The organism is Niallia sp. FSL W8-1348, from assembly GCF_038006745.1.
Lineage (GTDB): Bacteria > Bacillota > Bacilli > Bacillales > Cytobacillaceae > Niallia > Niallia alba.
Window position 1 is genome coordinate 1,507,646 of sequence record NZ_JBBOVV010000001.1, and the last position, 25,531, is coordinate 1,533,176.

At 36.1% G+C, this 25,531-nt stretch carries 22 protein-coding genes and 4 pseudogenes; 6 read left to right on the forward strand and 20 right to left on the reverse strand.

What is annotated here, in order from left to right; genetic code table 11:
* Nucleotides 1-75: 75 nt before the first annotated feature.
* The 4 genes and pseudogenes from NST60_RS07095 to NST60_RS07110 all read right to left on the reverse strand — a co-directional run bounded on the left by NST60_RS07095 (nt 76) and on the right by NST60_RS07110 (nt 3,153).
* Nucleotides 76-597: a PadR family transcriptional regulator gene (locus NST60_RS07095; protein ID WP_169187927.1), complete on the reverse strand. Its 522-nt coding sequence runs from the start codon at nt 595-597 to the stop codon at nt 76-78.
* A gap of 111 nt (nt 598-708) precedes the next feature.
* Nucleotides 709-1,146, reverse strand: a pseudogene (locus NST60_RS07100) (sialate O-acetylesterase); the annotation flags it as partial.
* 234 nt (nt 1,147-1,380) lie between these two features.
* The gene (locus tag NST60_RS07105; protein ID WP_169187925.1) at nt 1,381-2,046 is read right to left on the reverse strand and encodes a hypothetical protein; all 666 of its coding nucleotides are present in this window, start codon (nt 2,044-2,046) and stop codon (nt 1,381-1,383) included.
* Between the two features lie 156 nt (nt 2,047-2,202).
* Nucleotides 2,203-3,153: a glycoside hydrolase family 43 protein gene (locus tag NST60_RS07110; RefSeq protein ID WP_254416185.1), complete on the reverse strand. Its 951-nt coding sequence runs from the start codon at nt 3,151-3,153 to the stop codon at nt 2,203-2,205.
* 667 nt (nt 3,154-3,820) lie between these two features.
* On the opposite strand from NST60_RS07110, the gene NST60_RS07115 reads away from it, so the two are divergent.
* Nucleotides 3,821-5,374 carry an ABC-F family ATP-binding cassette domain-containing protein gene (locus NST60_RS07115; RefSeq protein ID WP_254416184.1) on the forward strand — a complete coding sequence of 518 codons (1,554 nt, stop codon included), beginning with the start codon at nt 3,821-3,823 and terminating at the stop codon, nt 5,372-5,374.
* A gap of 96 nt (nt 5,375-5,470) precedes the next feature.
* Here the strand turns inward: NST60_RS07115 and NST60_RS07120 are convergent, their stop codons facing one another.
* Nucleotides 5,471-6,175 (reverse strand): type II CAAX endopeptidase family protein, encoded by a 705-nt coding sequence (locus NST60_RS07120; RefSeq protein ID WP_016202642.1) that lies wholly within the window; start codon nt 6,173-6,175, stop codon nt 5,471-5,473.
* A gap of 85 nt (nt 6,176-6,260) precedes the next feature.
* Between NST60_RS07120 and NST60_RS07125 the strand changes: the two genes are divergently transcribed.
* A complete protein-coding gene (locus NST60_RS07125) occupies nt 6,261-7,001 on the forward strand; it encodes a MerR family transcriptional regulator (RefSeq protein ID WP_169187923.1) in 741 nt (246 codons plus the stop codon).
* Between the two features lie 147 nt (nt 7,002-7,148).
* On the opposite strand, the pseudogene NST60_RS07130 reads toward NST60_RS07125, so the two are convergent.
* Nucleotides 7,149-7,832: pseudogene (locus NST60_RS07130) on the reverse strand (spore germination protein).
* Between the two features lie 137 nt (nt 7,833-7,969).
* Here NST60_RS07130 and NST60_RS07135 point away from each other — a divergent pair.
* The 4 genes and pseudogenes from NST60_RS07135 to NST60_RS07150 form a co-directional block, all read left to right on the forward strand.
* Nucleotides 7,970-8,410, forward strand: coding sequence for an Hsp20/alpha crystallin family protein (locus NST60_RS07135; RefSeq protein WP_169187920.1), 441 nt, complete (start codon nt 7,970-7,972; stop codon nt 8,408-8,410).
* Nucleotides 8,411-8,590: a hypothetical protein gene (locus tag NST60_RS07140; RefSeq protein ID WP_169187919.1), complete on the forward strand. Its 180-nt coding sequence runs from the start codon at nt 8,411-8,413 to the stop codon at nt 8,588-8,590.
* 168 nt (nt 8,591-8,758) lie between these two features.
* Nucleotides 8,759-10,327 (forward strand): IS1182 family transposase, encoded by a 1,569-nt coding sequence (locus NST60_RS07145; protein WP_169187918.1) that lies wholly within the window; start codon nt 8,759-8,761, stop codon nt 10,325-10,327.
* Between the two features lie 137 nt (nt 10,328-10,464).
* A pseudogene (locus NST60_RS07150) lies at nt 10,465-10,635 on the forward strand (cell wall hydrolase); the annotation flags it as partial.
* A gap of 127 nt (nt 10,636-10,762) precedes the next feature.
* Here NST60_RS07150 and NST60_RS07155 read toward each other — a convergent pair.
* From NST60_RS07155 to phnH, 14 genes and pseudogenes are all read right to left on the reverse strand, one after another.
* Nucleotides 10,763-11,653 carry a manganese catalase family protein gene (locus tag NST60_RS07155; protein ID WP_169187917.1) on the reverse strand — a complete coding sequence of 297 codons (891 nt, stop codon included), beginning with the start codon at nt 11,651-11,653 and terminating at the stop codon, nt 10,763-10,765.
* Nucleotides 11,654-11,677: 24 nt separating this feature from the next.
* Nucleotides 11,678-11,890 carry a YuzF family protein gene (locus tag NST60_RS07160; protein WP_169187916.1) on the reverse strand — a complete coding sequence of 71 codons (213 nt, stop codon included), beginning with the start codon at nt 11,888-11,890 and terminating at the stop codon, nt 11,678-11,680.
* Nucleotides 11,891-13,546: 1,656 nt separating this feature from the next.
* Nucleotides 13,547-14,941: a 23S rRNA (uracil(1939)-C(5))-methyltransferase RlmD gene (gene rlmD, locus NST60_RS07165; protein ID WP_254416182.1), complete on the reverse strand. Its 1,395-nt coding sequence runs from the start codon at nt 14,939-14,941 to the stop codon at nt 13,547-13,549.
* 200 nt (nt 14,942-15,141) lie between these two features.
* A complete protein-coding gene (locus NST60_RS07170; RefSeq protein ID WP_016202331.1) occupies nt 15,142-16,002 on the reverse strand; it encodes a PhnE/PtxC family ABC transporter permease in 861 nt (286 codons plus the stop codon).
* Nucleotides 16,002-16,787 carry a PhnE/PtxC family ABC transporter permease gene (locus NST60_RS07175; protein WP_169187884.1) on the reverse strand — a complete coding sequence of 262 codons (786 nt, stop codon included), beginning with the start codon at nt 16,785-16,787 and terminating at the stop codon, nt 16,002-16,004. The genes NST60_RS07170 and NST60_RS07175 overlap by 1 nt, the downstream gene beginning before the upstream one ends.
* Entirely contained in the window at nt 16,777-17,565 is a 789-nt protein-coding gene (gene phnC / locus NST60_RS07180) for a phosphonate ABC transporter ATP-binding protein (RefSeq protein WP_212119763.1), read from the reverse strand. Before phnC ends, NST60_RS07175 begins: the two co-directional genes overlap by 11 nt.
* Nucleotides 17,566-17,588: 23 nt before the next feature.
* Nucleotides 17,589-18,626, reverse strand: a complete 1,038-nt coding sequence (phnD, locus tag NST60_RS07185) for a phosphate/phosphite/phosphonate ABC transporter substrate-binding protein (protein WP_016202328.1) — start codon at nt 18,624-18,626, stop codon at nt 17,589-17,591.
* A gap of 195 nt (nt 18,627-18,821) precedes the next feature.
* On the reverse strand, nt 18,822-19,937 hold the full coding sequence (locus NST60_RS07190; RefSeq protein ID WP_169188410.1) for an IS4 family transposase: 1,116 nt from the start codon (nt 19,935-19,937) through the stop codon (nt 18,822-18,824).
* A 230-nt stretch (nt 19,938-20,167) separates the two neighbouring features.
* Nucleotides 20,168-20,863, reverse strand: a complete 696-nt coding sequence (locus NST60_RS07195; protein ID WP_016202327.1) for a phosphonate C-P lyase system protein PhnL — start codon at nt 20,861-20,863, stop codon at nt 20,168-20,170.
* Nucleotides 20,864-20,894: 31 nt separating this feature from the next.
* Entirely contained in the window at nt 20,895-22,073 is a 1,179-nt protein-coding gene (phnM, locus tag NST60_RS07200) for a phosphonate metabolism protein PhnM (RefSeq protein WP_341098500.1), read from the reverse strand.
* 36 nt (nt 22,074-22,109) lie between these two features.
* A pseudogene (locus tag NST60_RS07205) lies at nt 22,110-22,954 on the reverse strand (ATP-binding cassette domain-containing protein).
* Nucleotides 22,955-23,800, reverse strand: coding sequence for an alpha-D-ribose 1-methylphosphonate 5-phosphate C-P-lyase PhnJ (locus NST60_RS07210; protein WP_169187881.1), 846 nt, complete (start codon nt 23,798-23,800; stop codon nt 22,955-22,957).
* Nucleotides 23,800-24,918 (reverse strand): carbon-phosphorus lyase complex subunit PhnI, encoded by a 1,119-nt coding sequence (locus NST60_RS07215; RefSeq protein WP_169187880.1) that lies wholly within the window; start codon nt 24,916-24,918, stop codon nt 23,800-23,802. Before NST60_RS07215 ends, NST60_RS07210 begins: the two co-directional genes overlap by 1 nt.
* Entirely contained in the window at nt 24,918-25,523 is a 606-nt protein-coding gene (gene phnH / locus NST60_RS07220; protein WP_169187879.1) for a phosphonate C-P lyase system protein PhnH, read from the reverse strand. The genes NST60_RS07215 and phnH overlap by 1 nt, the downstream gene beginning before the upstream one ends.
* Nucleotides 25,524-25,531: the final 8 nt, after the last annotated feature.

Below are 25,531 nucleotides of genomic sequence, written 5' to 3' on the forward strand. Positions count from 1 at the left end.
AACCATTCATAAATTTATTTAAATAAATACTGATTTCATTTATCCTTACACACTTTTTATAACATTTCTCTTAAATTAATTTTCATTTCTTATATCTTTTAACAGTCCTTCAAACCATTGAATATTTACTAAATGATGAGAACGTGAATTTCCCAACATTTTTTTAAAATAAGTAGGGATAGTTTCGTTATGCTGTAGTGTTTGATCTAATAAAAAGATTTTCTTTTCCGTTTGTTCGATTTGTATTTTTATTAGCTTTATTAGTTCCTCCCTTTTATATTCGTTAGCAAATAACATGGCTGCATAAAAAGATAAGTTTATATAATCGGTCTTAGCCCCATACTTATACATCAATTTTTCGAATTCTTTGTCTCCTAGTTCCGTGATAATATAATTATGCTTCTCTCTAGTATTGTCTACTTGGTCAATTTTTTTAATATATTGCTTTTCTTCTAATTGTTGAAGATTATAATAGAAGGAACCTTTCGTAAAATTCACTATATATTTATAGTGACGCTCCTCCATTAATGCTAATAATTCGTAACCGTAAGAACCTGGTTTTTGTTTTAATAAACCTAAAATTAGTAGTGGGATCAAAAAAACACCTTCTTTATACTCTTCATTAAAATTATGCGAATAGGTATTCCGCGATGATAAAGTTTACCCCTTGTAGATTTGCTTAAGTTGAGATTCAAATTCACGATATGAAATTTTTCCTAACGCCAAATCTAGGCTTTTCCTATATATGTTTTCTGTTTGCGTATAATTACCATTCATACTATCGCTTTCTCCTTGATGCCATAGAATTCCTATTAATTCACTATTCTCCATAGCAAATTTCGCTTCTGTTATAGCATGTCTAAAAAGAGTCTGATCTACATGCCATTCATCAAGTGTGCTTCCTCCTTCCGCACAAGGAATTAAGCCAATCATATCTTCTTGATTTATATTGCACCATGCATCTGCAAAGGAACCAGCTAGACTGATTCCAGAAACAGGGCGATCATAATTAATGGGCTCCGTCATCATTTGCCATCTCCCATTACGTAACATTTGAATTCTTTCATTATAAATCGGGGGCACATCATCGATAAACCCTCGTCCTGCCATATTCGACTGTCCTATCATTAAAAATGATTTAATCATTTGCTTCATCCTTTCTTCTTATTTATTATTTATATAAAATCTGACCAATTCCTAAATATATTATTGGTAGACTATCCTAAAAGTAGAACACCAAATTCGTTGTTGGTCTAATTAGACTAACAGCACTTACTTATTATAGTCTAATTAGACCATATGTCAATTATATAAGAGTAAATTTACTATCTGTTCCTATAGCACTATAAGTAATTTAGCACCCTCACAATATAGCACCATCTAATCTACCAACCCTTGTTTAACACTACCTCTTACTACTACTTTTAAATAAGGTTCCCCTTTTGAGTATTCAAAGAGACCAATGTAATCTATCCCATTATAATTCAAATATACAATTTCTGTATTTCCCGTCTTTTTTATTTTTGTCCCTGATAGATGCTTTTCATGGGGACCTGACATTAGTTCTACTCTTCCATTAACTGCAACATCATTATCTATAAGAATATAAGAAAGGAGCATGAAATAGGGAATATCTAAATCTCTATCTACAAATTTTTTAATATTTAATTGCATTTCTTCTGTTTCTAAGAATGTTTTAACATACTCTACTTCATTAAATTTCTCCACAACTTCATACATCTCAGTAGATTCAGTGATGTAGCCTAACGGTATGGGAGGAGTAAAATAATGAAGCACGATGTTAGTTAGAATTCCATAAATTACTGAGAGAAGCACTATTTTTTTATCCTTCTTTACTTGGAATAGAAATATTAGTCCAAATATTATTCCTATTGGTATAGTAAAAGAATCTGTTTTAAACGAAACAAATGTCAAAATGTATATAAATGTTAGCTTCACAAAAAGAATGAAATTTCTTTCCTTATGAAAAAGCAAGACAGAAGTACATAGTAGAAAATAGATGGAGCTGGCTATAATTAAATGCATAAATCCTCCTTTCCGATTAACGATTAACGATTAACGACTTTTATTATTGCTCAATTATAACCTCTAATCAGGTGTCAGGCACCCTAAAAAGACAAAAATAAAAATTTGACTCTCAGAGATAGATAAAGAGAAAAGGAGCTAGCAATTCCCTACTTATCACTCACCAGAAGGAATGGTAATCGGTGCTGATGTACATAATGGAATTCCAAAATTAGGGGAACTATCGGCATTCCAATTGAATTTTTGTATTCGGGTACTTCGTTGCTGGCTTCCTCCTTCTGATTCGGAGATAGCATGATAAACAATCCAATCTTCTGTCCCATCAGGAGATTGTGTAAAACTATTATGGCCAGGAGCAAATACTTTATTTTCGATACTTTTCTTAAATACAGGCTCAGTAGATTTAACCCAAACTTCGGGATTCATGACGTCCTTATTCTCTGAGGTTGTTAACATCCCCAAACTATAATCATCAGACCAAGTGGTACTAGCAGAATAGACTAGAAACAACTTATTATTCCTCTTTAACATTACAGGTCTCTCATTAATCGCCATTCCACCTTGCTTTTCCCAATCATACTCAGGTTTTGACAATAATACATTCGGACCAGTAAGCGTCCACGGATTTTCCATCTCAGCTATATATAGAGCTGATCCATACTCAGGAAAGTTCCCATATCCAGCATATACAAAATAAAGTCGACCTTTATGTTCAAAAATCGTTCCATCTAAACCAGGATATTCTGTATTTACATATCCTCTTTCTACCCAATCCCCGTTAAACGGATCTTCCGCCGAATTCTCTAGCACAAAAATCTTCCTTGATTGATCATCGCCTATCCCGTCATTTGCCGTGAAATATATATACCATTTCCCATTTATCCGATGAATTTCTGGAGCCCAAATATTAGCACAATTGATTCCTTCACTCGGAGCAGTCCAAATCGTTTTACAAGTACCTTGTGCCATTCCACTTAATGTAGGTGACTTCCATAAATCGAGTCTTGTCCTTTTTGTTACCATAAAATAGTAAGTATCTTTATCTTTATACACCCAAGGATCTGCCCCAGGATCTAGAATCGGGTTATGAAAAGTTAATTTCCCCATAGTTTCCTCCTCCTACCACGTTTTTAAATTATGAAAACTACATTACAAATAATCTTTTAATAAGGCATTTGAGCTAAAGTTCTAATCATAAGTTCTTTAGTGTGTATAGGTGCATAAGAAAATGCCCCTAAATTAAGGAAAGACTTAAGTTATTCCTCGAATTCCATAACATATCCCTACTCTCCCTTTTACTTATCCAATATATTTATCCTCTGTCAACGCTCTCATTTCCTTTTAAAATTAATAGAGAGTATGGATGGTCTACACTTTTTTTAGGTCAAATAGTTTATTTCGGGAGACTCTACTTGACTATAAGTGAACGCCGAACATGTACTGAAGGTAAATCATGCTAATTCCCACTATTTTACCTGAAGGATATTCGGATAAAGTTTGGGACGCTCTCTCTTTGCGCCTTACCAATGGAATGTACTCCCTAAGATTTTAGTTTAGGACTCAACCAATTATTTCATCTTTTATTCAACAATTCCCATATAGGAAAACCTCCTATCATATTGTATAATAGACTTTTATCCTACTTGTGAGATGACCAAGTAAGTATAATTCCAAAATCGAATTTCACTTTACACAAATAATAATTTCAAGTTAGAAAATCTAATATAAATCTAGTATGATATCTACATGTGATATAAAAGAAGGGGTTAAAAAAATGAGTGTATTAAACGTAAAAGGTTTAAGTCACGGTTTCGGTGATCGTGCGATTTTTAATGATGTGTCTTTTCGACTTTTAAAAGGGGAACACGTTGGTCTAGTAGGGGCAAATGGTGAAGGTAAATCTACTTTTATGAATATTGTTACTGGGAAGCTGCAACCTGACGAAGGGAAAGTTGAGTGGTCACGAAAAGTTCGTGTTGGTTATTTAGATCAGCATGCTGTACTTCAAAAAGGCACGACGATGCGCGAGGCTTTGAGCACTGCTTTTCAATATCTTTTTGATGCTGAAGCAGAGATTAATGACCTTTATGCAAAAATGGGTGATGAGGGTGCTGATATCGATGCATTACTTGCAGAAGTTGGGGAGCTACAAGAAACATTAGATAGTAATGATTTCTATCAAATTAATTCAAAAGTGGAGGAAGTTGCTCGTGGTCTAGGATTAGACGATGTTGGACTCGATCGAGATGTAGCTGATCTTAGCGGTGGGCAACGTACAAAAGTTTTGCTAGCTAAGCTATTGCTAGAAAAGCCTGAAATCTTATTACTAGATGAGCCTACAAACTATTTGGATGAACAGCATATCGAATGGTTGAAGCGCTATTTACAGGAATATGAAAATGCATTTATCTTAATTTCACATGATATTCCATTCTTGAACAGTGTTGTTAACTTAATCTATCATATGGAAAACCAAGAGTTGAATCGCTATGCTGGTGACTATGATAACTTCGTAAAAATACACGAAATGAAGAAGCAGCAGTTAGAGTCTGCTTACAAGCGTCAACAACAAGAAATTGCTAATTTGAAAGATTTCGTCGCTCGTAACAAGGCAAGTGTTGCGACTCGTAATATGGCGATGTCTCGTCAAAAGAAGCTCGACAAAATGGACATTATCGAATTAGGGAAAGAGAAGCCAAAACCAGAGTTTAAATTCAAAGAAGCTCGTGCTGCTAGTCGTTGGATTTTCACGGCTGAAGATCTTGTTATTGGTTATAACGAACCACTTTCTCGCCCACTCAATTTGAAAATGGAACGAGGACAAAAAATCGCCTTTGTTGGTGCAAACGGTATTGGTAAGTCTACGCTCTTAAAAAGTATACTTGGATTAATCAATCCAATTTCTGGTACAGTGGAACGCGGTGATTATCAACACATTGGCTACTTCGAACAGGAAGTTAAAGAGTCCAACTACAACACTTGTATCGAAGAAATTTGGAGCGAATTCCCAAGTATGAATCAGGCAGAAGTCCGTGCTGCTCTTGCAAAATGCGGCTTAACGACGAAACATATTGAAAGTAAAATCGAAGTGCTTTCTGGTGGCGAAAAAGCCAAAGTTCGCTTATGTAAAATTTTAAACACAGAAACAAATTTATTAATTCTCGACGAGCCTACCAATCACTTGGACGTAGATGCTAAAGAAGAACTGAAACGTGCATTAAAGGAATATCGCGGAAGCATCTTAATGGTATCCCATGAACCTGATTTCTATCGCGAAATTGCGACCGATATTTGGAATTGTGAGGATTGGACTACGAAAGTGTTTTAAATAATGATTGAGGGGTACCAAAGTGATCTTTTGTACCCCTTTTTATTTGATAAAGTATATCTTTTGTGGCGTGTTTCGGTTACTAAAAAACTATCTTTATCCCAAACTTGTCAACAAAACCATCATTCCATTCGTAATACCATGAATCATTACAGATGGCCATATCGAATTCGTTCGCTCATACGCTAGCGCAAAAATGATACCGCTGAAAAAATTAACTGGCATTGCATTATAGGTAGGGATATGGATAATAGTAAAAATAGCTGAACTAATTAGAATCGCTCCAAAAATCCCCATACGAGTGCGTAACCAGCGATATAAAAATCCACGATAAAAAATTTCCTCATATATTGGTGAAATCACTGCCGCTGATACAAAGGCAATAAAAACTGTAAAGAAATCTACGTTTTGTTTTAGTGATTCTGTCTTACCATTTTCCCACGAAATTCCTATAAAACTAGTAAGTACAACAATGATTATAGCGCCAATAAGTAAAATAACAGAAAATACAACAATTATCTTCCAATCTTTCTTAAAAAACCTCTTTATTCCTACTTCACGCCAAGAAAGTGCTTTTGGACGGAGGGCAATAAAATAGACACCTGTTAGTAAAACACTCGCTATTGTTAACCCCATAAGTGTACCTGCATATAAATCATTATTAAAAAATTGTGCATACATCGATGAAACAATGAACTTTAAACAGCCAAGGACAAAAATAAACTCCAGTATCATTAATAAAATAAATTCTTTACTCCCCCATGGATCCTGTTCTTTCCAATTAGTCTGATTGTTCTCCATCCTCATCCCTCTTCCTATATATGGTATAATGCAACTATATTAGATTACGCAACGTAACCTGCAAGCTTTTTTTAGGGGGGATACCATGAAACGATGGTCTATTGGAGAAGTTAGTAGACAGAGAAATTTATCCAAACGAACACTTCGCTATTACGATCAAATCAAACTTCTTACACCTAGTTTTAAAGATGAGTACGGAAGACGATTCTATTCAGAAGAGGATTTATTTAAATTAGAGAAAATTATTATTCTAAAGTCCCTTTCACTATCATTAGAGGATATTCACCATTTATTAGATAAGCTCTCTTATAAACAAATACTCATTTCACACTTCAATTACTTACAAGAACAGCTTTCAAAACTTCAAACAAGCATAGCTAACACCACTTCATTAATCAATATGATAGATTTAAAAAAAGACCTATCTTGGGAACACATCACCGAACTTGTTCAACTTTCACAAAGCAAACCAAAAAAGTGGATTGACTATTTTCAAGATGATGAACAATTTTTTTTAGAACAAACGATTCCAAGCCTTAGTCATAATGATGAAATAACTCATCAATATATTCTGTTATTGAAACAAATTGAATATTATATAAACCAAGGTATACAGGCAGAATCAATACAAGGAATTCAAATTGCTAGAAAGTTAATAGAGCTATCGGAAGTGACGTTTCAGGGGGACGATGATTTAATCGAAAAATTTTGGGAAGTAAGAAAACTACCTGCTCAGGAAACTGGACTATTTCCGATTTCCAAAGATGTATTGGAGTTCGTGGAACGTTGTATTAGTTATACAACATCTGAACAATTGGGAAATTAAATGAAGCAAACAAAGTAACCAAACTATTAAATCAGAGAAAAGATAAACCAAAAAATGCTTTAAATTCAACTTTTTGTTGTTTTTTGTTTGGGTAAAACCGTTCCTAAAATAGGCTTTTTTACAGCCACTTATTTATTAATCAATATTCTAAGTGTTGGACGTTATGGACTGTGTAACATCTATGTGAAACAAGATTTTTCGAGGCGTCACTGTGACTGAGAAATGATCTATATCTATATTATTTAGCCTATCCTTAATCGAGGTAACAAGCTCAGGGTCAACAATATCATTTAAATAAACAATTCTTACTTTCTGCTTTACACGTTCACCTAGTTCTATTTCATCACTTACTAAATTAGGATTAGAAATATTATGCTTAATACTTTAATATTTGTGGATAATGATTCCGTAAAAGATATTTTAGGACCATAAACAAGAGATTCAGTTTCCGCTTTTCCAAGTGACCTTTCAACAGGATCACCAACACCAGCGAATAGTCCTTTTTTTTTCAAAAGGGAAATAAATAAAAGTGAAACCATCCAATATATACTTTGAAATATCATTTGTTTCAACTAGTTCTTTAACTTCGGTAATTGGTAAATGTTCAAACAAGTAATTTAGATTAATTTCTTCAGATGTAGAATTATTTAAGAAAGAAATAATATTTTTTTCTATTGATATACGGTTAACAAGAATCTTTAAAAAGTACAATTCAATTGTTGTTTTATTTCCGACTGTTACGGTTCTATTAACTAAATCAGGAGAGTTAGATAATTGTTTTTTAATACTTTCAACATCAATTTGCTTAGCCTGTTTTTTAAAAAAATTCACATAAATCCCCCTTATACTCCAAATTTAACCATTAATATTTTTCACAATATAAAATTTCTTATATACATAACTTTCCTTGTATATTTTTTAATTCTAAGAAGAAAATATATGTGATAAAAAAACAAGGAGTGATTAGTATGTCATTAATACCGTATGATCCATTTAGACAACTAGCAAATATGAGAAGAAATTTTGACCGTTTTTTCTCTGACTTCCCTCTAGATCTTGGGATGGAAAACAATAATTTTGGTAATATCAGAGTTGATGTGCATGAAACTGAAAATGAAGTAATTGCTTCATGTGATATTCCAGGTCTTGAGAAAAAGGAAGATGTAAATATTGATATTGAAAATAATATGTTAAGCATCAACGGTACCATCAATAAAACAAATGAGATTAAAGAAGAAAATATGTATAGAAAAGAACGCTATACAGGTAGCTTTCATAGGACTGTATCCTTGCCAAGCCCTGTATCTAATGAAGGAGTAAAAGCTACCTATAAAAACGGTGTTCTTGAAGTCAGAATGCCAAAGAAAACAAATGATAACAAAAAGAAAATTGATGTGGACTTTCACTAAATGAGTAAACTATTACCTGTTATGAAAGAGTTCGGCAAAGATTACTTGCAAGAAATAGCTAATGAACAACCAGATTTAGTTGATTTACTTATTTTAACTGTACATTTACCCTCTCATAAGAAAAAATTTATATTAAAGCAGTTAAACGATGATATTAAGAAATCTTTTCTCATACAATAATGTATTACATTTGAGGCTGGGACAAAACCCACCTCTGAAATGAAAAAGCCGGTGAAATTTTACGATAAGTAAAATTTCACCGGCTTTGATTATTTTAAATAAAAAATAAGGACCACTTCTGATAAAATTAAGTCACCACAACAAAATTATACAGAAAGAAGGATCCTTATGTTTAAAGATTATAACATGAATCAACTCGTTTTGCCTTTAGATTTAGAAGTAAAATTACAAAATAATGATATTGCTTTCCATATCCATCATCTAGTTGAAAGTATCCCTCATGAAGCGTTCGAACCATTTCTACGAAATGAGGGGTGTCCTGCCTATCATCCACGTATGATGCTTAAAATTATCTTATGTGCCTATACACAATCTATCTTCTCAGGACGGAAAATTGAAGCCCTATTAAAAGACAGTATCCGAATGATGTGGCTAGCCCAAGGATATGAACCAAGCTACCGTACAATCAACCGATTCCGTATTCAACCAGAAGTGAAAGATTTAATTCGTCAATGTTTCGTTCAATTCCGTTGCCAATTGATTGAAGAAAAGCTTATTGATCAAGAAGCGATTTTTATCGATGGTACAAAAATTGAAGCAAATGCGAATAAATTTACGTTTGTTTGGAAGAAAACCATTGAAAAATATCACCAAAATTTAATTGAAAAGTCAAACCAGCTATACAATGAGCTACTAGAGAGTGAAATCATACCTGAAATTCAACGTGAAAGCGATAAACAGTTATCATTGGAAGAACTCGCTCAATTAGTTCAAAAAGTGGACGATGTCGTAACTGAATATGATAAACAAATTGAAACATCATCAGATGTTCTAGAACGAAAAGCCTTAAGAAATAAACGTAAATACCCGAAACAATTACGCAAGCAGTTGATTGATTTTGTCCTACGTAAACAAAAATACGAAAGAGACTTTGAAATCTTTGGTACACGCAATAGCTATTCTAAGACAGATTCAGATGCGACGTTTATGCGAATGAAAGATGATTATATGCAAAACGGACAATTAAAAGCTGGATATAATGTACAAATCGCAACGGAAGGTCAATATACGCTTGCCTATAGTATATATACAAATCCAACAGATACACGTACGTTAATTCCATTTCTAGATGAGATTGAGCAGCATTATTTTGAGTTACCAAAACACATTGTTGCAGATGCAGGTTACGGTAGTGAACAAAACTTTCATGATATCCTTTCGAATAGAAAACGAGAAGCACTTATTACGTATAGTATGTATTTGAAAGAACAAAAGAAAAAGTATAAACAAAACATATTTAATCCCGATAACTGGACGTATGATGAAGAAACCGATACATATACATGTCCTAATCAAAAACGTCTTGAATTTCAATATTATTCTGTCCGTAATGACCACACAGGCTTCCAACGGAAGCTCAAAATTTACGAGTGTGAAGACTGTTCGGGATGCCCATTCCGTTCATCGTGTACCAAAGCTAAAGAAGGCAACAATCGAAAATTAATGGTAAATGAAAAATGGGAACAGCAAAAAGAATATGTAAGAGCGAAGCTTTCAGAAGAGAAAACAAGTGCCATTTATCGAAGACGCAAAATCGATGTGGAACCAGTTTTTGGATTCTTGAAGGCTAATTTGCGTTTCACTCGATTTTCTGTACGAGGAAAATCGAAGGTAGAAAACGAAATGGGCCTCGCGTTAATGGCTGTGAATTTAAGAAAATTCACGGCCATTAACTAAAAAAAAAGAATTTACACACCAAAATAGAGAAAGGTGAATTTGAGTTTCCTCAAATTCACCTTTCTCACTATTTGAAGCTAGTTATGTCCCAGCCTCTTTTATGTTTATAAAAGGGAGGGAAATTCACCTTCGCAGTCATAAAAGCTACTGAAGAAGACGTTAAACTATTAGCACGTTTAATTCGTGCAGAAGCTGAAGGAGAAGGAAAGTTAGGTATGTTAATGGTTGGAAATGTAGCTGTAAACCGAGTGCGCTCAAGATACTTTGACTTTGAAGATATTAACTCAATTAGAAGAATGGTTTTCAGGTACTTCCTTGGTCAAATAGTCTTTCAATTCGCTGTCTTATTCAACATGATAAATAGATTATAAGTCAGTCCCCATCTTTTTTAATAGGTGGGGACTGTTTGACGCTTACTTTCCTACAAAAAATCCATTATAAATTTTCCATTAGACGTTTTTTGATTAATTCATAATCGTCCCTAGTAATACCAGGAGCAAATTCTTCAGGTAACTCCTCTAAGTTTGGAATTGGTCCGCCTTCAGGAGTACCAATTTTCACTTCAAGCGGTTGCCCATTTTCCGGATTTGTTCCTTTCCAAATCATTCCGATATCCCTGTATTCTGTTTCGCTCCATGTGTATAGCACATTGCTTAAGCCTTTTTCTATGAACGGTCTGGCATAATCAAATTTTGAGTTATCAAGATTTGGAACTGGAAGCATTTTCGTCAAGTCTATCCCTGTAGCAATTTCGATTGCTTTCGCATAGGCGAGGATATGTGTTCCTCCACGAACAAGTAAATACCCAATCATGGTTCTAGCAACTGGGTTATCAGTCATCTCATAAACTCTCATTTTATGTGTACGTGCACCAATCTCTAGAAAAAAGTTATGTGTTAAATCTAAAACCAGATTTCCACTATTAAAAACATTATCACCAGTCCAAGGTCTTCCCATTGAATCACCTGGTATAGCCGTTTGAGCTGTAGAAATAAAATGGTAGGTGTTTCTCGCATCCTTTCCATTTTGAAGTGGAGTGATATCCGGATTCCCTGGAAAAGTATTACCTACCGATAACAAATTAATCGTATTAGAAACAAGTTCTACATGACCAAATTCTTCTGCTGTAATGCTTGCCACTAACTCATAGAATGGTTTTAGCTTTTTTTTATTTCTGAAGTTAAAAGACTGAAACATATAGTTATTTAAGGTAGACATCTCCCCAAACTTGCCACCCAAGAGTTCTTGTACTGCTGCTGCAGCATTCATATCGCCGTGTGCGGGTATAGGAAGTTCAATTGCCAATTTATTTATTCTTTTAAACATTATTTCCCCTCCACTTTCTTTTTGTTAACCAGGAAAAACCCAAATAATTTGCTGGGTACGAATAAAAAAGGGAGTTCCGTTAGATTCGACAACAATGTGATCTGGCAATACATTTTTCAATGAGCCACGAACGCTACCTCTTATGGTTTGGACAGTAACCAATTTACCAACAATGGTTTTTAATGTCTGATAAACATATGGATCATAAAAGCTTAACAGGTTGTTGTTGTTTGTCATTTATATCCTCCTATTCTAAAGTCATTCTTACTGAGTATATGTTTCTCGATATGAAAAAAGACTGAAAAACAACTGTTCAATTTGACTCTTGTTGTTAAATACTATCCTGAAAATAATAAACGGCAATAGCACATTTTTTGCAATACGAAACTAGGCCTAGCAATACCCAATTTTTTAAACTGGACCTAGGCATGACTAATCTAATCCTTTTATGTACGAATTTACACTATGGCTCGCATACGCCGATGTAATTGACAATAAAATTGAAAAGATAAAGCAAGGGCTTGTAGAGTTCCAGAATAAACTTTATGGCACAGGTAATGCCATTCAAAGTATAACGAAAACTCTTGACAAACTATTTCAACGTCAGGACGAACTGTTTCAACGTCAAGACAATATTATCAAGCTACTGGAAGTTGTGTATAACAATTTATAATTGTATGGAACACCAGTAAATCTCGTGCCTATTTCAAAAATTAGAAGTCATTAAGCCGCACTCGAAAGATGGACAAAGATATATTGAAGTTGTATTTATTTATCGCTTTGAAAAATCTGTTGAAACATGTGCCGATATGATTAATTGCGACAGGAGCACCTAATTGGTATGTAAATAAATTAGCAGCAGAGTTAAGCAACAAAGGTGATGACAAACTATTCAAAACCTTATCATTACTTATTCCAGAGGAAGAATTAAAACCAGAATTAAAGAGTATAAAGGGTTATTGATGTGGTCACTGTTTCCGAACAACTAAATCAAAAAGGGATACTGGAGGATGTGGGCGGCGTAACACCTAAAATTTCGCCCACATCTCGATTTCAGACATATAAATAACCCTCAAAAATGCCGTCAAACAAGCATTCTCGAGGGTTTCAATTATTATTTTTGTCCATTTAAAAAAAACTCACCACATCTTTACCCCACGCAAACCCGCATTCCACCGTTGGCGTTTAAAATAAAGTCACGCTATCTTCCCCTCATTTTCACACATTTCCGATCTCGTTTTGACCGTTTTTCCACCCTTTTTTCACGCTTTTTGTTCACGTTTTTTTCGATTTAAAAAGAAGTAGAGTAGAAATAAGGATGCCAGGAACCGAGTAATGACAAGGGTTTCAGGGATTTTTGATACAGAACTTTATTTTAAACATGAAATAAAAGATGTTGCGACTTTTTTATAAAGTACAGGACTTTATTTTGGGGTTACAACACCTGTACAACCATAATAATGTACTGCTAAAAAATCCCATTCAAACCCGCATTCCTACGTTACGAGTTAAAATAAAGTATTGCACGAAACCATCATTTTCTCAATTTTCTTCTCACTTTTTTCTGCCACGACTTTATTTTTTTGATAATAAAGTCGTGGTATTTCTTGCTTTTCTTCCTGTCTTTTTCTCTTGCTTTTTCTCACTCTTTTTCATGCTTTTGGGGTTCTTACGAACCCCTCACACTTTCTATCCAACCCTGAAACCGTAAGGTTTCCACCCTACTTTCTCCCGCTTTTTCATTCATGCAAAAAAGGATGGGATTCCTGTTCCCACCCTCTTTCATCCTGCTTTTTATTCACATCTTTATCCACACGTTTTCCACAGAAGTATCAGAACTTTGTTTTTATTTTGCTACAAGTTTGTTATGAATGTCAGGAGTTTATTATTGGGTTACAACACCCTTGACATCAACACCACACACTCCACATGCGCCGTATGCGGAAACATATCCACTGGCTGTAAATACTCCACTTTATAATCCTTAGACAAATAATCAATATCCTTTGCTAATGTGGAGGGATTACAAGAGACATACACAAACTTCTTCGGCTTTACCTTTTTAATCGCGTCTAATAATTTACGATCACAACCTGTTCGCGGCGGATCGACTACAACTACATCTGGACGCCAGCCTTCTTCTACCCACTGTGGCAGCCAATGTTCCGCAGTTCCTGCTACATAGGTTGCATTTTTGATACCGTGTCTATCTGCATTTTTTTGCGCATCTGTGATCGCTGCTTCGATGGTATCCATGCCTCGTACTTCGTTTGCTCCATCTGCTAGCCATAAGCCAATTGTTCCAACCCCACAGTATGCATCAGCTATTTTTTCTTTTCCTGTTAAAGCAGCTGCTTTTTTCACTTCATCATACAGCTTTACTGTTTGCACAGGATTCAATTGGAAGAACGCTCTTGCAGACAGCTCGAAGTTTAAATCTCCTAATGTTTCTTGGATAACTTCTTCCCCACTTAAGTGGATTGTTTTTTCTCCAAAAATAAGAGACGTTTTGTTGCCGTTTATGTTTTGGACTAATGATTTCACTTCTGGTAATCTTTTTTGGATTTCTGCCATCACTAGTTTTTTTCTTGGCATTTCTTTTTGGGTAGTGATAAGCACGACTTGAACTTCGCCTGAATTAAATCCTGCTCTAGTTACAATCGTACGGACGATCCCTTTTTGTTTACGTTCGTCATAGATTGGGATTTGGAATTCTTCTAAGATTTTTCGAACCTCTTCTGATACCTTGTTCGTTAACGGATGCTGCACCATACAATTTTGGATAGGAATGAGGCGGTGGGAATCAAGTCCGTATAGACCTGCAATAATTGCACCACTTTTTTGCTGTCCCACTTGAAACTGGCTTTTATTGCGATAATTCCATGGATCTTCCATACCTATAGTTGGACGAATATCCAATTTATCGACTTTCAGCTTTGTATGGCGTTCTAATGATTGGATAACAATATCTCTTTTTTCCTGTAATTGCTGATCATAGGCTAAATGCTGAAGCTGGCATCCCCCGCATTGTTCATAAATAGGGCATGGTGCTTGTACACGAAAAGGAGAGGATTTTCTTATCTTCTTTACCTTTCCTTCCGAAAACTTAGGCTGAACCTTAGTTGCTTCCACTACCACTTCTTCTCCAGGAAGAGCACCTGGTACAAAAACAACCTGTCTTTTAAAATAACCGACGCCCTCTCCATTTATCCCTAAACGCTTTATCGTCAATGGAAAGGTTTGCCCAACCTTCAACTTCGCGATCGTATTTTGCTGTTTATCTTTCATTTATATTAACTCCTATTTTCTCTCTATTAAAAATACTACTTCTATTTTTCCTCAGTCTGCCTTCTTCATATACTATAGCTTCTGCGCTAAAATATCCAGTTCTTCTCATCCGCTAACTACAGAAAATATTCCCACCTAAAAGATAACAAAAAACACCCTCCCTTTTAAGGGATGAGTGCTGCACCCAAATTCTATTTAAATCATCCTTTTACTCGAAGTTTCCTTTTTAACCTTGTCGCAAAGACTTCAAGGAGAATGGCTACTGCTAAAATAAAGAAAGTAATGGTTCCAATTTCTCTAATATCTAAATAGAAATTGCTTGCCATGAACATATCAAAGCCGATTCCGCCTGCACCGGCAGCTGCTCCCATCGCAACAGCGACTGCGAAGTTAATTTCGAAGCGTAAAAATGTCCAAGAAATCATATAGGTGAGGGAAGATGGAATAACCGCCTGAAAAATGATTTGCCAAAAGTTTGCTCCACTTGCTTGAAGTGCTTCAATCACACCATTATCTAGTTCCTCAAAAGACTCAGAGTAGGCCTTCACTAAATAACTGACAGAATGAAACGTCATCCCAATAACAGCGGCAACACTACCAAGACCTGCTGCGACAGCAAAAATCAACACCCATAAAACGGTCGGCACCGCTCTTATAAAAGCAACCATTCCTTTAATAATGACAGACACTCGTTTCGATGTTAAGTTTTCCGCTGCTAATAAACCTAAGACGACCGCAATAATTGCACCAAATATCGTGGTTAAAAAAGCAAGACCTAACGTTACTAAAACTTGGTAAAGAGCATGCGTAAATGTAAAATGCTGAAAATGTGCTTCAAAAAACATAGCTTTTAAGTTTGCAAAGGTCGCGAACATTGCTTCTCCAAAATCAATCTCTTTATAGTCAAAGCTATAAAAAGCATAAATCGTGAGAATCGCTAATGCTAAAAGAGTGATTCTGATCATAACGGTTGATTTCGTTAACGTTTTAATTTTTATGCGTTTTGATGGTTCTTGCTTATCTAGCTGTTCTTCTACAGCCACTTGCTTATTAACTACCATTATAGAATCACCCTCCTTACATAGTTAGATATAGATTCTATTAAAAGAATAGAGACAACAATTGTAATAACTACTAGTGAAGCAATATCGTAGTTTAAGCTTTTATAATAGAGATTAAATGTAAAGCCAATTCCCGATCCAGTAAGCAAACCTATTAATGTGGCACTGCGGATATTTGTTTCAATCATAAAGAGTACCCAGCTAATCATTTGGGGAAGACTAGACGGAATTACAGATTGAAAAATGATTGAAAAATAGTTAGCGCCTGTTGCTCTTAGTGCCTCGACCGATCCTTCACTTACTTCATCTATCGTCTCTACGAAAGCTCTTGTTAAAAATCCAAATGAACCGAAAAACAACGCAAAATAGCCTGTTAAGGAACTTTGTCCAAAAGAAAAAAGGAGAATCATTGCCCAGGCAGCGACATCAATATTTCGAAAAATCGTTGCAATGCCACGACTAATACTTCCAAAGAAGCCATTGATTTTCGTCGTATTGGAACCCATAATGGCAAACAATATTGCAAATACTGCTCCAATGGTCGTTGCCGCAATGGAAACTAATAAGGTTTCCACCAAGCTTTTTAATATATTGGGAAGCTTTACTAAAGACTCCTGTGTTGGATAAAAATTCCCCAAAGCCCATGTAACAGCCCGTGGGAGAGACTCAAAACCTTTGACTACATTGTATTCTGTCATGATAATGGCACATATTGTAATAGCAGCTAAAACAACAAAAAAACGAAGGGAACTTTTTCTCTTTTTTGCAAAGAAATCAGCTTGCATAGATGCCTCCTACATCAAAAATGAGATCTTCCGCTTCCGAACCGTATATACGTTGAATATCCTCTTTGGTGATATTGTTTGGAGAGCCGTTATACACGACTTGGCCACTGTTAATCCCAATGATTTTATCAGAGTATTTTAGTGCTACGTCCACTTGGTGGAGGTTGACTAATACGGTAATGCCCATTTTCGATGAAATATTCTGAAGAAGATCCATAATGACCTTAGCGGAGTTGGGATCAAGTGAGGCAATTGGCTCATCACATAGCATCATTCGCGGATTCTGAATAAGGGCGCGTGCAATACCAACACGCTGCTTTTGTCCTCCACTTAATTGATCCGCTCGCTTATACATATGTTCTTGTAGCCCTAGCACGGATAAAATCTCCACCGCTTGTTCCTTCTCTTCTTGACTATAAAGACCTAAGACTCCGGCAAGTGTTGATTTTTTGCCTAGATTTCCATGCAAGGTGTTCTCGATTACACTCAAACGATTCACTAAATTATAGTGTTGAAAGATCATCCCAATTTTGGTACGAACCATTTTTAATTGCTTCTTTTTTAAATTCAGGACGTTGCTGTTATCAAAGATAATCTCTCCGTTTGATGCATCAATCATTCGATTGATACAGCGAAGGAGAGTTGATTTCCCCGCTCCAGATGGACCGATGATGGAAACAAACTCCCCTTCGTTTACAGAGAAGCTAATATCTGATAACGCCTTTGTATCATTTCCAAATTGCTTGGACACATGATTGATTTCTAGTAAGGTTGTCATCGATTAACTCTCCTTATATCCATTTATTTTGAAAGCTCGCGAATCGGATTAAACCATTCATCTTTTACTTCAACTAAACGCTCGTCCGCCGTTTTCTTAAATAATCCTGAGAACTCAGAGTCTTCCGGAACAAAAACTTTTTCGTTGTTTGTAATCTCATCTGAGGTCATAACTTCTAGAAGCTGTGCTTGAAGATCTTCACTAATATTGTCTGTGTTTACGACAAATGGCGCATTCAATACTGGTGTAACGGAAATAAGTTGAAATTCTTTCCCTGTAACAGTATTAAAAGGCTCAGCAGCATCTGTTTTAACTTTATAAATCGCACCTGGTCTGTTCTCTTCTCCATCTTCTAATTCTACATAATTATTTACACATGTATCACAGAATGCTGCTACGTCTGCTTTCCCTGATAATAGGTTGACTGCAGAACCTTGGTGGGAACCGCCGTATAGTACTTCACTAAAGAAATTACCGTCTCCGCCTTCAAGTAAATCTTCTGCCGTTAAATCTTTGAATTCAGCTTTTTCACTGAAATAATCAACAATACCTGTGGAAGGAACTTTAAATCCTGACGTTGAACTATTGGATACAAATGAAAATTTCTTCCCTTGAATATTGTCAATTGCAAATCCATCGCCTTCTTTATATTGATCCGCATTATCCTTTTCAGCTGCTAACCAGCTGTAGTATACAGCATCATCTAAAGTCCCTGAAGCACCAGTTGGTACAACAAGTGGGAGTACTTTATCGTTTTTGTTATGTGCTTCTATGTAACCTTGTGCACCTAAGAACGCCATGTCGGCATTTCCATTTGCAACTGCTTCGATTGCAACGATATAATCCGTTGTTGTTTGATGCTTTACTTTTTTCCCGGTCTTTTCTTCAATAATTTTTCCAATTTCATCACGTGCTTCTGTAAGATCAGCCCCTGATTCATTAGGGAGCCAGGCAATTGTAAGTGTATCTTTATCACCTGATGCGCCTCCTGAACTAGAAGACGAACATCCAGCAACAAATAACATAAGTAAAGATAACAAAAATAATAAAGATCTCTTCATTAGTATGAATCTCCTCACCTTTTAAAATTATTTACCTTCGTTTACTCACTAGTGTTGCGTAAATAGTGTCATAATTTTCAGTTTAATTGTTTACTCTACTTAGAGCCAAAAAAGTAATTACCTTTCTAAAGGCGGCTCCTGTCCATTTGGAAATTTATTTACAATTAGACCTGTGCAACGACAACAATTTGTTGATTAAGGGATGGCTTTTCCTTCAATTTTGCGAAGCCAGACATGTGCTGGTTTCCACAATGCTGCCCTTAAATAACGGCTAATTTGCAAGGTTTTCCGCTTACTTTTTGTTTCGAGTTGTACCAGAACATGAAGACAAAAAACAATAAGTGCGATAAACACTTGATTTTGAATCGCCCATTCACTTTGACCGTAGAATTTCTTGATATTGAGATGTTGTTTAATCCATTTAAAAAACAGCTCAATTGCCCATCGTGATTTATACATTTCCGATATTTCTTCGGCGCTTAAGTCAAAACGATTTGTGATTAAATGAAGTTCATTACCTTTTGAATCTATTATTTTTAGAAGTCGAAAATAGTTTTCAGCTCGGTTTTGAGTTGTACCAATCAACACCATTTGATCCGACAAAACAGATGAATCCTTGGGTAGTTTAAAATCATAAACCTCCCGTACGACTGCGTTTTTTCGTAGCCTAGAAAGAAAAAAGTAGCCTTCATCGGTCATGCGATCAAAACGCTCGTAGTCTAGATAACCTCGGTCAAACACATACATGCATTCTTTATCGTCAACCATAATCTCAAGTTGACCACGATCGTGTTCGCTTGCCGTTGTCATCACGGCTTTTTCGGGATAGGATTCTCCCTTTTCCATAAATACAAGGCGTAAGTGTAACTTTACGCCTGCCTTAGTTTTGCGGAACTTCGCCCATTTATGATTGGTCAAATTTAGTGGCAAAGTACTTGAATCAATAATTTTTAACGGCATGACAAGTTTTGTGTAGTGTGTTTTGGCGTGAATTTGTCCGACTAAATCAAGGAAAAGTCTTTGAAACAAATCTGGATTTAGACCATTTAAACGGCGCGAGAGCTGAGAAATGCTTATAGAATCAAGGTCGATTTCCTTTTGAAGATGATCATCAAAAAGGCAATCACTTAACGCATGAAGACTTTCAACTTCTTCTAATTGTGCAAAAAGTAATAGTTTTAGGAATGATTCTGTCGTTAACTTTTTCGTATAGCAATCTAATTTCAATGTTTTCACCTGTTCTTCAAATAATTGAAGATTAATTGGCGAAAACCATTGTCCAAATGAAGTTTTTCGTGTAATCTTGTCCATGAGATTGGTCCTTTTTTAGTGGATTTGGACGGGTTACCACCTGACTTATCCATTATAAAGGACTTTTTCTATGCATAAAATAATAAAAGTGAACATTTCGAGTATTTTTAATAGTGAAATTAAATTAATGCAACACTAGTGTCGTTTACTATATCTATTAATTATCAATCTATTATTAACCCAATATTATGAATTATTAATATTCTTTAAGGTTTCGTTAAAAAGGTAAATTAGGAGAAGACGCCATTTTGCATGTTATATTCTCGATTACATAAATGATTCATAAACTCTAAGTCATGGAAGATTCCAACCATTGTCGTTCCTTCCTTCATGAGCTGTTCTATTAAGAGCCTTACCTTCCTTTTCGAGTCATGGTCAAGGCTTGCAGTTGGCTCATCTAGTAGGAGCAAGCGAGGTTTTTTCACCATCGCTCGTGCAATATTAAGCCTTAGCTTTTCCCCTCCAGAAAAGGTGGTTGGGTAGCTGTCCCATAATTCCTTGTCTAATTCAAAATGGGCAAGAATCATTTCTGTCTCCTGTTTTGCGAAGCTCTGATCTTTACCCATTTCAAGAATTGCCTGCTGCACTAGCTGTCTCGCCGTCGTTCTAGGCATCACATTTAAAAATTGTGATACATAGCCAATTTCATGTTTCCTTAAATAAAGCATTTGCCGTTCTGTAGCTTGTGCTAAGTTAATAGGTCCGAATTTTTTAGAATCGTACCAAATGCTTCCTTTCTGAATTCGGTATGTTCCATAGATACATTTTAAAATGGTAGACTTCCCACTTCCGCTTTTGCCAGTTATTCCAGTAAATTCACCCTCTTTTAATTCGATATTGACATGACTGACTGCACGAATATATTTACCGAGATTATGGAGATCAAACGATTTAGATAAATCTTTAATTTCTAAAAGATTTTCCATCTGTTCACCTGCTTTCTTATTTGCTTATTCGTTAAAGTCGATAGTTTGTTTTTTGAATAAGCTTCCCATCGACAAATACACCTGTAATTACTGGGAAGTCATCACTTATATTTTCAATAATGAGCATATCTGCTTTCTTTCCTTCACGAATGGAACCAATTTCATGATCCATTTTTACCGCTTTAGCAGGGTTAAGCGTAACTAGCTTCATCATATCTGCTAGATCCATATCGTATTCATTCACTAAAGTAAAGATGGCATGAAGCATGGCTGCCGGATAATAGTCGCTGCACAAAATATCAATAGCTTGATTTTGGATTGCTTCAGCAGCCCCTAAGTTCCCACTGTGAGAACCTCCTAAAAGGACATTCGGCGCCCCAGCAGTCGTAAACATCCCAAGATTTCTAGCCCTGTTAGCAACCTCTAACGTAATCGGAAATTCACTAATAGTCGTACCAAAGCTATGAACAAGCTCCAATTTTTCAAGCGTATCATCATCATGAGAGGCGATAGCAATCTGATACTCTTGGGCTAACGCAGCAATTTCCTTCATATCTTCTATAGATAATTTTTCTTTCGTTTGATGATTGCGAATCAATACATCAATCGATGCATCGCTAATATTGTTATAGCTTTTCACCGTTTTTCGATAAACTTCTAAATGACGATACTGTCCTTGCCCTGGTGTATGGTCCATAAAGGAAACTAAATGAACTTTATTTTCTCTTATATAATTTTTTAGATTATCGATTTCTTCTACATTATCAATTTCAAATCTAGCATGGAATCTGTGACGAACTAGATGCTTCCTTCTATGACTTTGTCCAATCAAATCAATAAATTTCCGGACATTCTCTGGTTCTCTTATTGGCTTATAGTCATATTCGGTTTCTTTAAAAAGAGAGAGAGAATGAAACATCGTTGTAATTCCGTGAGCAATCAGCTGTTTCTCCGTTTCTCTTAAACTCAAATCAAAATTCATTAATGAGGTTGGTCTTGGTGCTGCCATATGTTCAATATAATCAGAATGAATATCAATAAATCCCGGTGAAACATAGCCTCCTTCCGCATTAATAATCTCCATTCCTTCTTCAAACTTTATCTCGCCTTTTGGTGCCATTTTTGTGATTCTATCTTCTTCTATTAAAAGATCATAACCGTGTAAAACGGTATCTTCGGTAATCAATCTTCCATTTGTAATGACGTACAAAGTATTTCCCCCTAAAATTTATAATTTGGGTACCTTTTAAAGCAGAGAATGAACCAATTGCTGTGTATATGGATGTTGCGGATCTTCTAATATTTGATCTGTTAATCCTTCTTCAATCACTTTGCCCTCCAACATTACAAGTGTTCGATCTGCAAGCATGCGAATCACTCCTAAATCATGTGAAACGAGGACAATGCTAATGCTTAGTTCACGCTGCAGGCCCTTAATCAAATCTAGAACACTTGCTTGGACAGAAAGATCAAGCCCTGTCGTCACTTCATCTAACAGCAGAATGGGTGGATTATTGGAAAGAGCCTTTGCAATTTGTACACGTTGCTGCATGCCGCCAGAAAAATTTTTCGGCGCTTCTTTTCGGCGATGGACGGGAATATTCACTTTATTCAAAAGATCTGTCCCTCTATCCTCCATCACACCAACATGGTTACTTCCTGCTGCTATCAGCTTTTCGGCGATGTTGCCTATCGATGAGAAGTTCATTCTTAACCCTAAAAGCGGATTTTGATAAACTTTTCCCATGATGTGGTTGCGGATATAACGTTGCTGTTGAGAGGACTCTTGAAAAAGATTTTTCTCGCCATTTTCATAACTACTGACAAATGCACCGCCGCTGTCACTTCTTGGTCAAAATAAAGACATTGCATTAACGTTGACTTCCCGCTTCCACTTTCGCCAACAATCCCGAGCACTTCACCTGGAAAGACCTCAAAGGAAACATCACGGCATGCATAAACCGTTCCACACACCTGGCAATAGTTTTTCCCTAATGAATCACTTGATTTATCCTTACAATGTAAGCAGCCAGGACCATACTGTTTATTAAGATTTTTTACGGATAAAACCGGAACTTCAAATCCTGTCATTTATTTCACTCCAACCGTATTTAATTTTTCAAGACAATAGCTTGTATCATTGCATTGATATACTGTTTCATCTGTTAATTCATCGACAAGCTCATCTAGAAATACCCCAGTCGACCCGCATAAACGACATTGCTTGTCCTCAAAGGGCTCTGGCTCAAACGGAAAATCTTCAAAGTCTAGTGAGACTACCTTTGTATAGGGAGGAACTGCATATACTTTCTTTTCACGACCAGCCCCTAATAGTATCAGTGCCTCACTATCATTCATTTTTGAATTATCAAAACGTGGGATAGGGCTTGGCGCCATCACATAGCGATCATAAACGAGAACGGGATGATCAGCACCTGTTGTCATGCTGCCATATTTCATAATCTGCTCGAACAACATCAGCCACGCACCGCTATACTCTTTTTCCGCATGTAGTTTCTTCGTTTCACTTTCACTTGGCTCATAATAGCGAAGTGGTTCCGGTAAAGGCACTTGTAAAACTAGAATCTGGTCTTTTGTGAGCGGTACTTCCGGTATTCTGTGTCTTGATTGGATCAACGTTGCCTCTGCTGTGTAATCTGTAGTGATAATGCCTGTCGTGTCAGAAACAAGCTTTTTAATATTCACTGCGTTTACCGATTCATCAGAACCTTGATCGATTACCTTTAACACATCCCTTTTCCCAATGAGCGAGAGGGTTAACTGCAATCCACCTGTTCCCCATCCCCGGCCAATCGGCATTTCCCTCGATGCAAACGGTACTTGATACCCTGGAATAGCAATAGCCTTTAAGGTTGCTCTCCGAATTTCACGTTTGGATCCTTCATCAAAAAAAGCAAAATTATAAGCCGTGTTCATTAGCTTTTCACCTCTTGTCTTTTGTCCTTTTTTGTCTTTCGTACACTATCTAGTTTCGATTGGAAAGTGACATAATGAGGCATTTTTAAATGTGAAATAAAACCTGATGATTCTACAGAATCAATATGATATAGAACAAATTCCTCATTATGACTAGGAAATTCTTTATTTGGATGTTCTAAACAGTAATCTAAAATCCCCATTGCAATTGCCTTTGTTTCATTTTGACCGAAACATAATCCATAACCGATTTCAAATTCCATTTCCTTTTTGCCATATTCTTTTTCCACTAACACAGGCATAAGCATTTCCACTTCTGTTACTTTGACTTCTCCAATATAATAGGCATCATTTTCGTCTTGCCCATCAGATAGTGGATGATTTATTGTCACTGGCAATTTACCGACACGAAGTTCGCCGACAGTCGGATGCAAATCCCCATAGCCACGAATAACCGCATAAGCAAAGGAAGTGACTGCACCAGTTTGCCCCCTTGTTAAAATTTGCAGCCTTTGACTTCTTGTCGATGGGAATGCAAGACTTTGTCTAGTTACATCATCTGGTTCCTGATCATTATTCTCACAAGTGGAAATTAAGCCTTCTTTCCTTAAGTAATCAAGAACTTTTGGGAGGGTAAGCTTACTAGCTTGCTCTCCTATCTCCAAGCTTTCCTTTAAATAATCCTTCACCCACGCTTGAACACTTTGATCGGTTTCTTCCTTTAAGTAAATATCAAGGAGCCGATGTGTATAATCTGTTGTTGAGCCAAGAATTTGTCCTCCTGGAATATCTTTAAAGCTAGCTGAAATACGACGTTCTATCTGCATATCATTTGATTCTATTACTCTTCCATAATGTTTTCGCGGAACGGTTGAGCGGAAGGCTCTTAGTAAGAATACAGCTTCTTCTGGATTTCCCTCTGCTTGCTTAATCGCTAAAGCTGCTAAAGTCTCGTCATAGAGACTACTTTCCGACATGACTTGATCGATGAGTCCTCTCATTCCCCCCTGTATCTTTTCCACTTCAATGGTTCTTCCCTGTTTCACTCTTTCCAATTTCAGACACTTAATCGACTCTTCAATTGCAAGCGTTCCGCCCTTTACAGCAACGTATCCCATTAGACCATCACCCTATTTTCACTAATTTGAGTTGTGCGCGGCACTGACAATAGCTGATCCTGTTGATCAACAAACATAAGATCGACCCCAAGGGGGAATTCCTTATTTTTTGATTGCCTAGACTCTATCCAATTCTCTGCTAACTCCACTTGCACATATTCAACTGTTTTAATTCCTGGTCCTTTAAGCTCAAGGGCAGGTTCAGCCGTTATTTCCGTTACTTCGATAATAATCGTTGCAGATGAATGAGGATTTTTTAAAGTTCCAGATTTTGCTTTTTCTATTGCCTTATTAAGCGCTCCTGTTTCTGCATCTTGAAGAACTAAAATGTAATCAGCTTCCTCTATCTCTCCCTGCTTTGCATAAGTTAATTGATTAATTGTTTTCGTAATCATTCCTGCTTTTTCAGAAAGGACTTTAAAGGTCACTTCCTGATCAAATAAAGTTAAGGCTATCAATAAGATAGGCGTAGGACATTCTTCATTTCCATCTTCCCTGACTATAGCTGCTTCTTTCCTTAAATTTGCCAACTGGCCTGGTCTCGAATAAGCATGGACTAATTTTCGGTAAAATGATTGTAAGTCATGAACAATATCTAACTTCACCTTTCATA

Coding starts and splice junctions, on each gene's coding strand:
- NST60_RS07105 (WP_169187925.1), bottom strand. CDS start 2,046: ATGCATTTAATTATAGCCAGCTCCATCTATTTTCTACTATGTACTTCT.
- NST60_RS07110 (WP_254416185.1), bottom strand. CDS start 3,153: ATGGGGAAATTAACTTTTCATAACCCGATTCTAGATCCTGGGGCAGAT.
- NST60_RS07115 (WP_254416184.1), top strand. CDS start 3,821: ATGAGTGTATTAAACGTAAAAGGTTTAAGTCACGGTTTCGGTGATCGT.
- NST60_RS07120 (WP_016202642.1), bottom strand. CDS start 6,175: ATGGAGAACAATCAGACTAATTGGAAAGAACAGGATCCATGGGGGAGT.
- NST60_RS07125 (WP_169187923.1), top strand. CDS start 6,261: ATGAAACGATGGTCTATTGGAGAAGTTAGTAGACAGAGAAATTTATCC.
- NST60_RS07135 (WP_169187920.1), top strand. CDS start 7,970: ATGTCATTAATACCGTATGATCCATTTAGACAACTAGCAAATATGAGA.
- NST60_RS07140 (WP_169187919.1), top strand. CDS start 8,411: ATGAGTAAACTATTACCTGTTATGAAAGAGTTCGGCAAAGATTACTTG.
- NST60_RS07145 (WP_169187918.1), top strand. CDS start 8,759: ATGTTTAAAGATTATAACATGAATCAACTCGTTTTGCCTTTAGATTTA.
- NST60_RS07155 (WP_169187917.1), bottom strand. CDS start 11,653: ATGTTTAAAAGAATAAATAAATTGGCAATTGAACTTCCTATACCCGCA.
- NST60_RS07160 (WP_169187916.1), bottom strand. CDS start 11,890: ATGACAAACAACAACAACCTGTTAAGCTTTTATGATCCATATGTTTAT.
- rlmD (WP_254416182.1), bottom strand. CDS start 14,941: ATGAAAGATAAACAGCAAAATACGATCGCGAAGTTGAAGGTTGGGCAA.
- NST60_RS07170 (WP_016202331.1), bottom strand. CDS start 16,002: ATGGTAGTTAATAAGCAAGTGGCTGTAGAAGAACAGCTAGATAAGCAA.
- NST60_RS07175 (WP_169187884.1), bottom strand. CDS start 16,787: ATGCAAGCTGATTTCTTTGCAAAAAAGAGAAAAAGTTCCCTTCGTTTT.
- phnC (WP_212119763.1), bottom strand. CDS start 17,565: ATGACAACCTTACTAGAAATCAATCATGTGTCCAAGCAATTTGGAAAT.
- phnD (WP_016202328.1), bottom strand. CDS start 18,626: ATGAAGAGATCTTTATTATTTTTGTTATCTTTACTTATGTTATTTGTT.
- NST60_RS07190 (WP_169188410.1), bottom strand. CDS start 19,937: ATGGACAAGATTACACGAAAAACTTCATTTGGACAATGGTTTTCGCCA.
- NST60_RS07195 (WP_016202327.1), bottom strand. CDS start 20,863: ATGGAAAATCTTTTAGAAATTAAAGATTTATCTAAATCGTTTGATCTC.
- NST60_RS07210 (WP_169187881.1), bottom strand. CDS start 23,800: ATGAACACGGCTTATAATTTTGCTTTTTTTGATGAAGGATCCAAACGT.
- NST60_RS07215 (WP_169187880.1), bottom strand. CDS start 24,918: ATGGGATACGTTGCTGTAAAGGGCGGAACGCTTGCAATTGAAGAGTCG.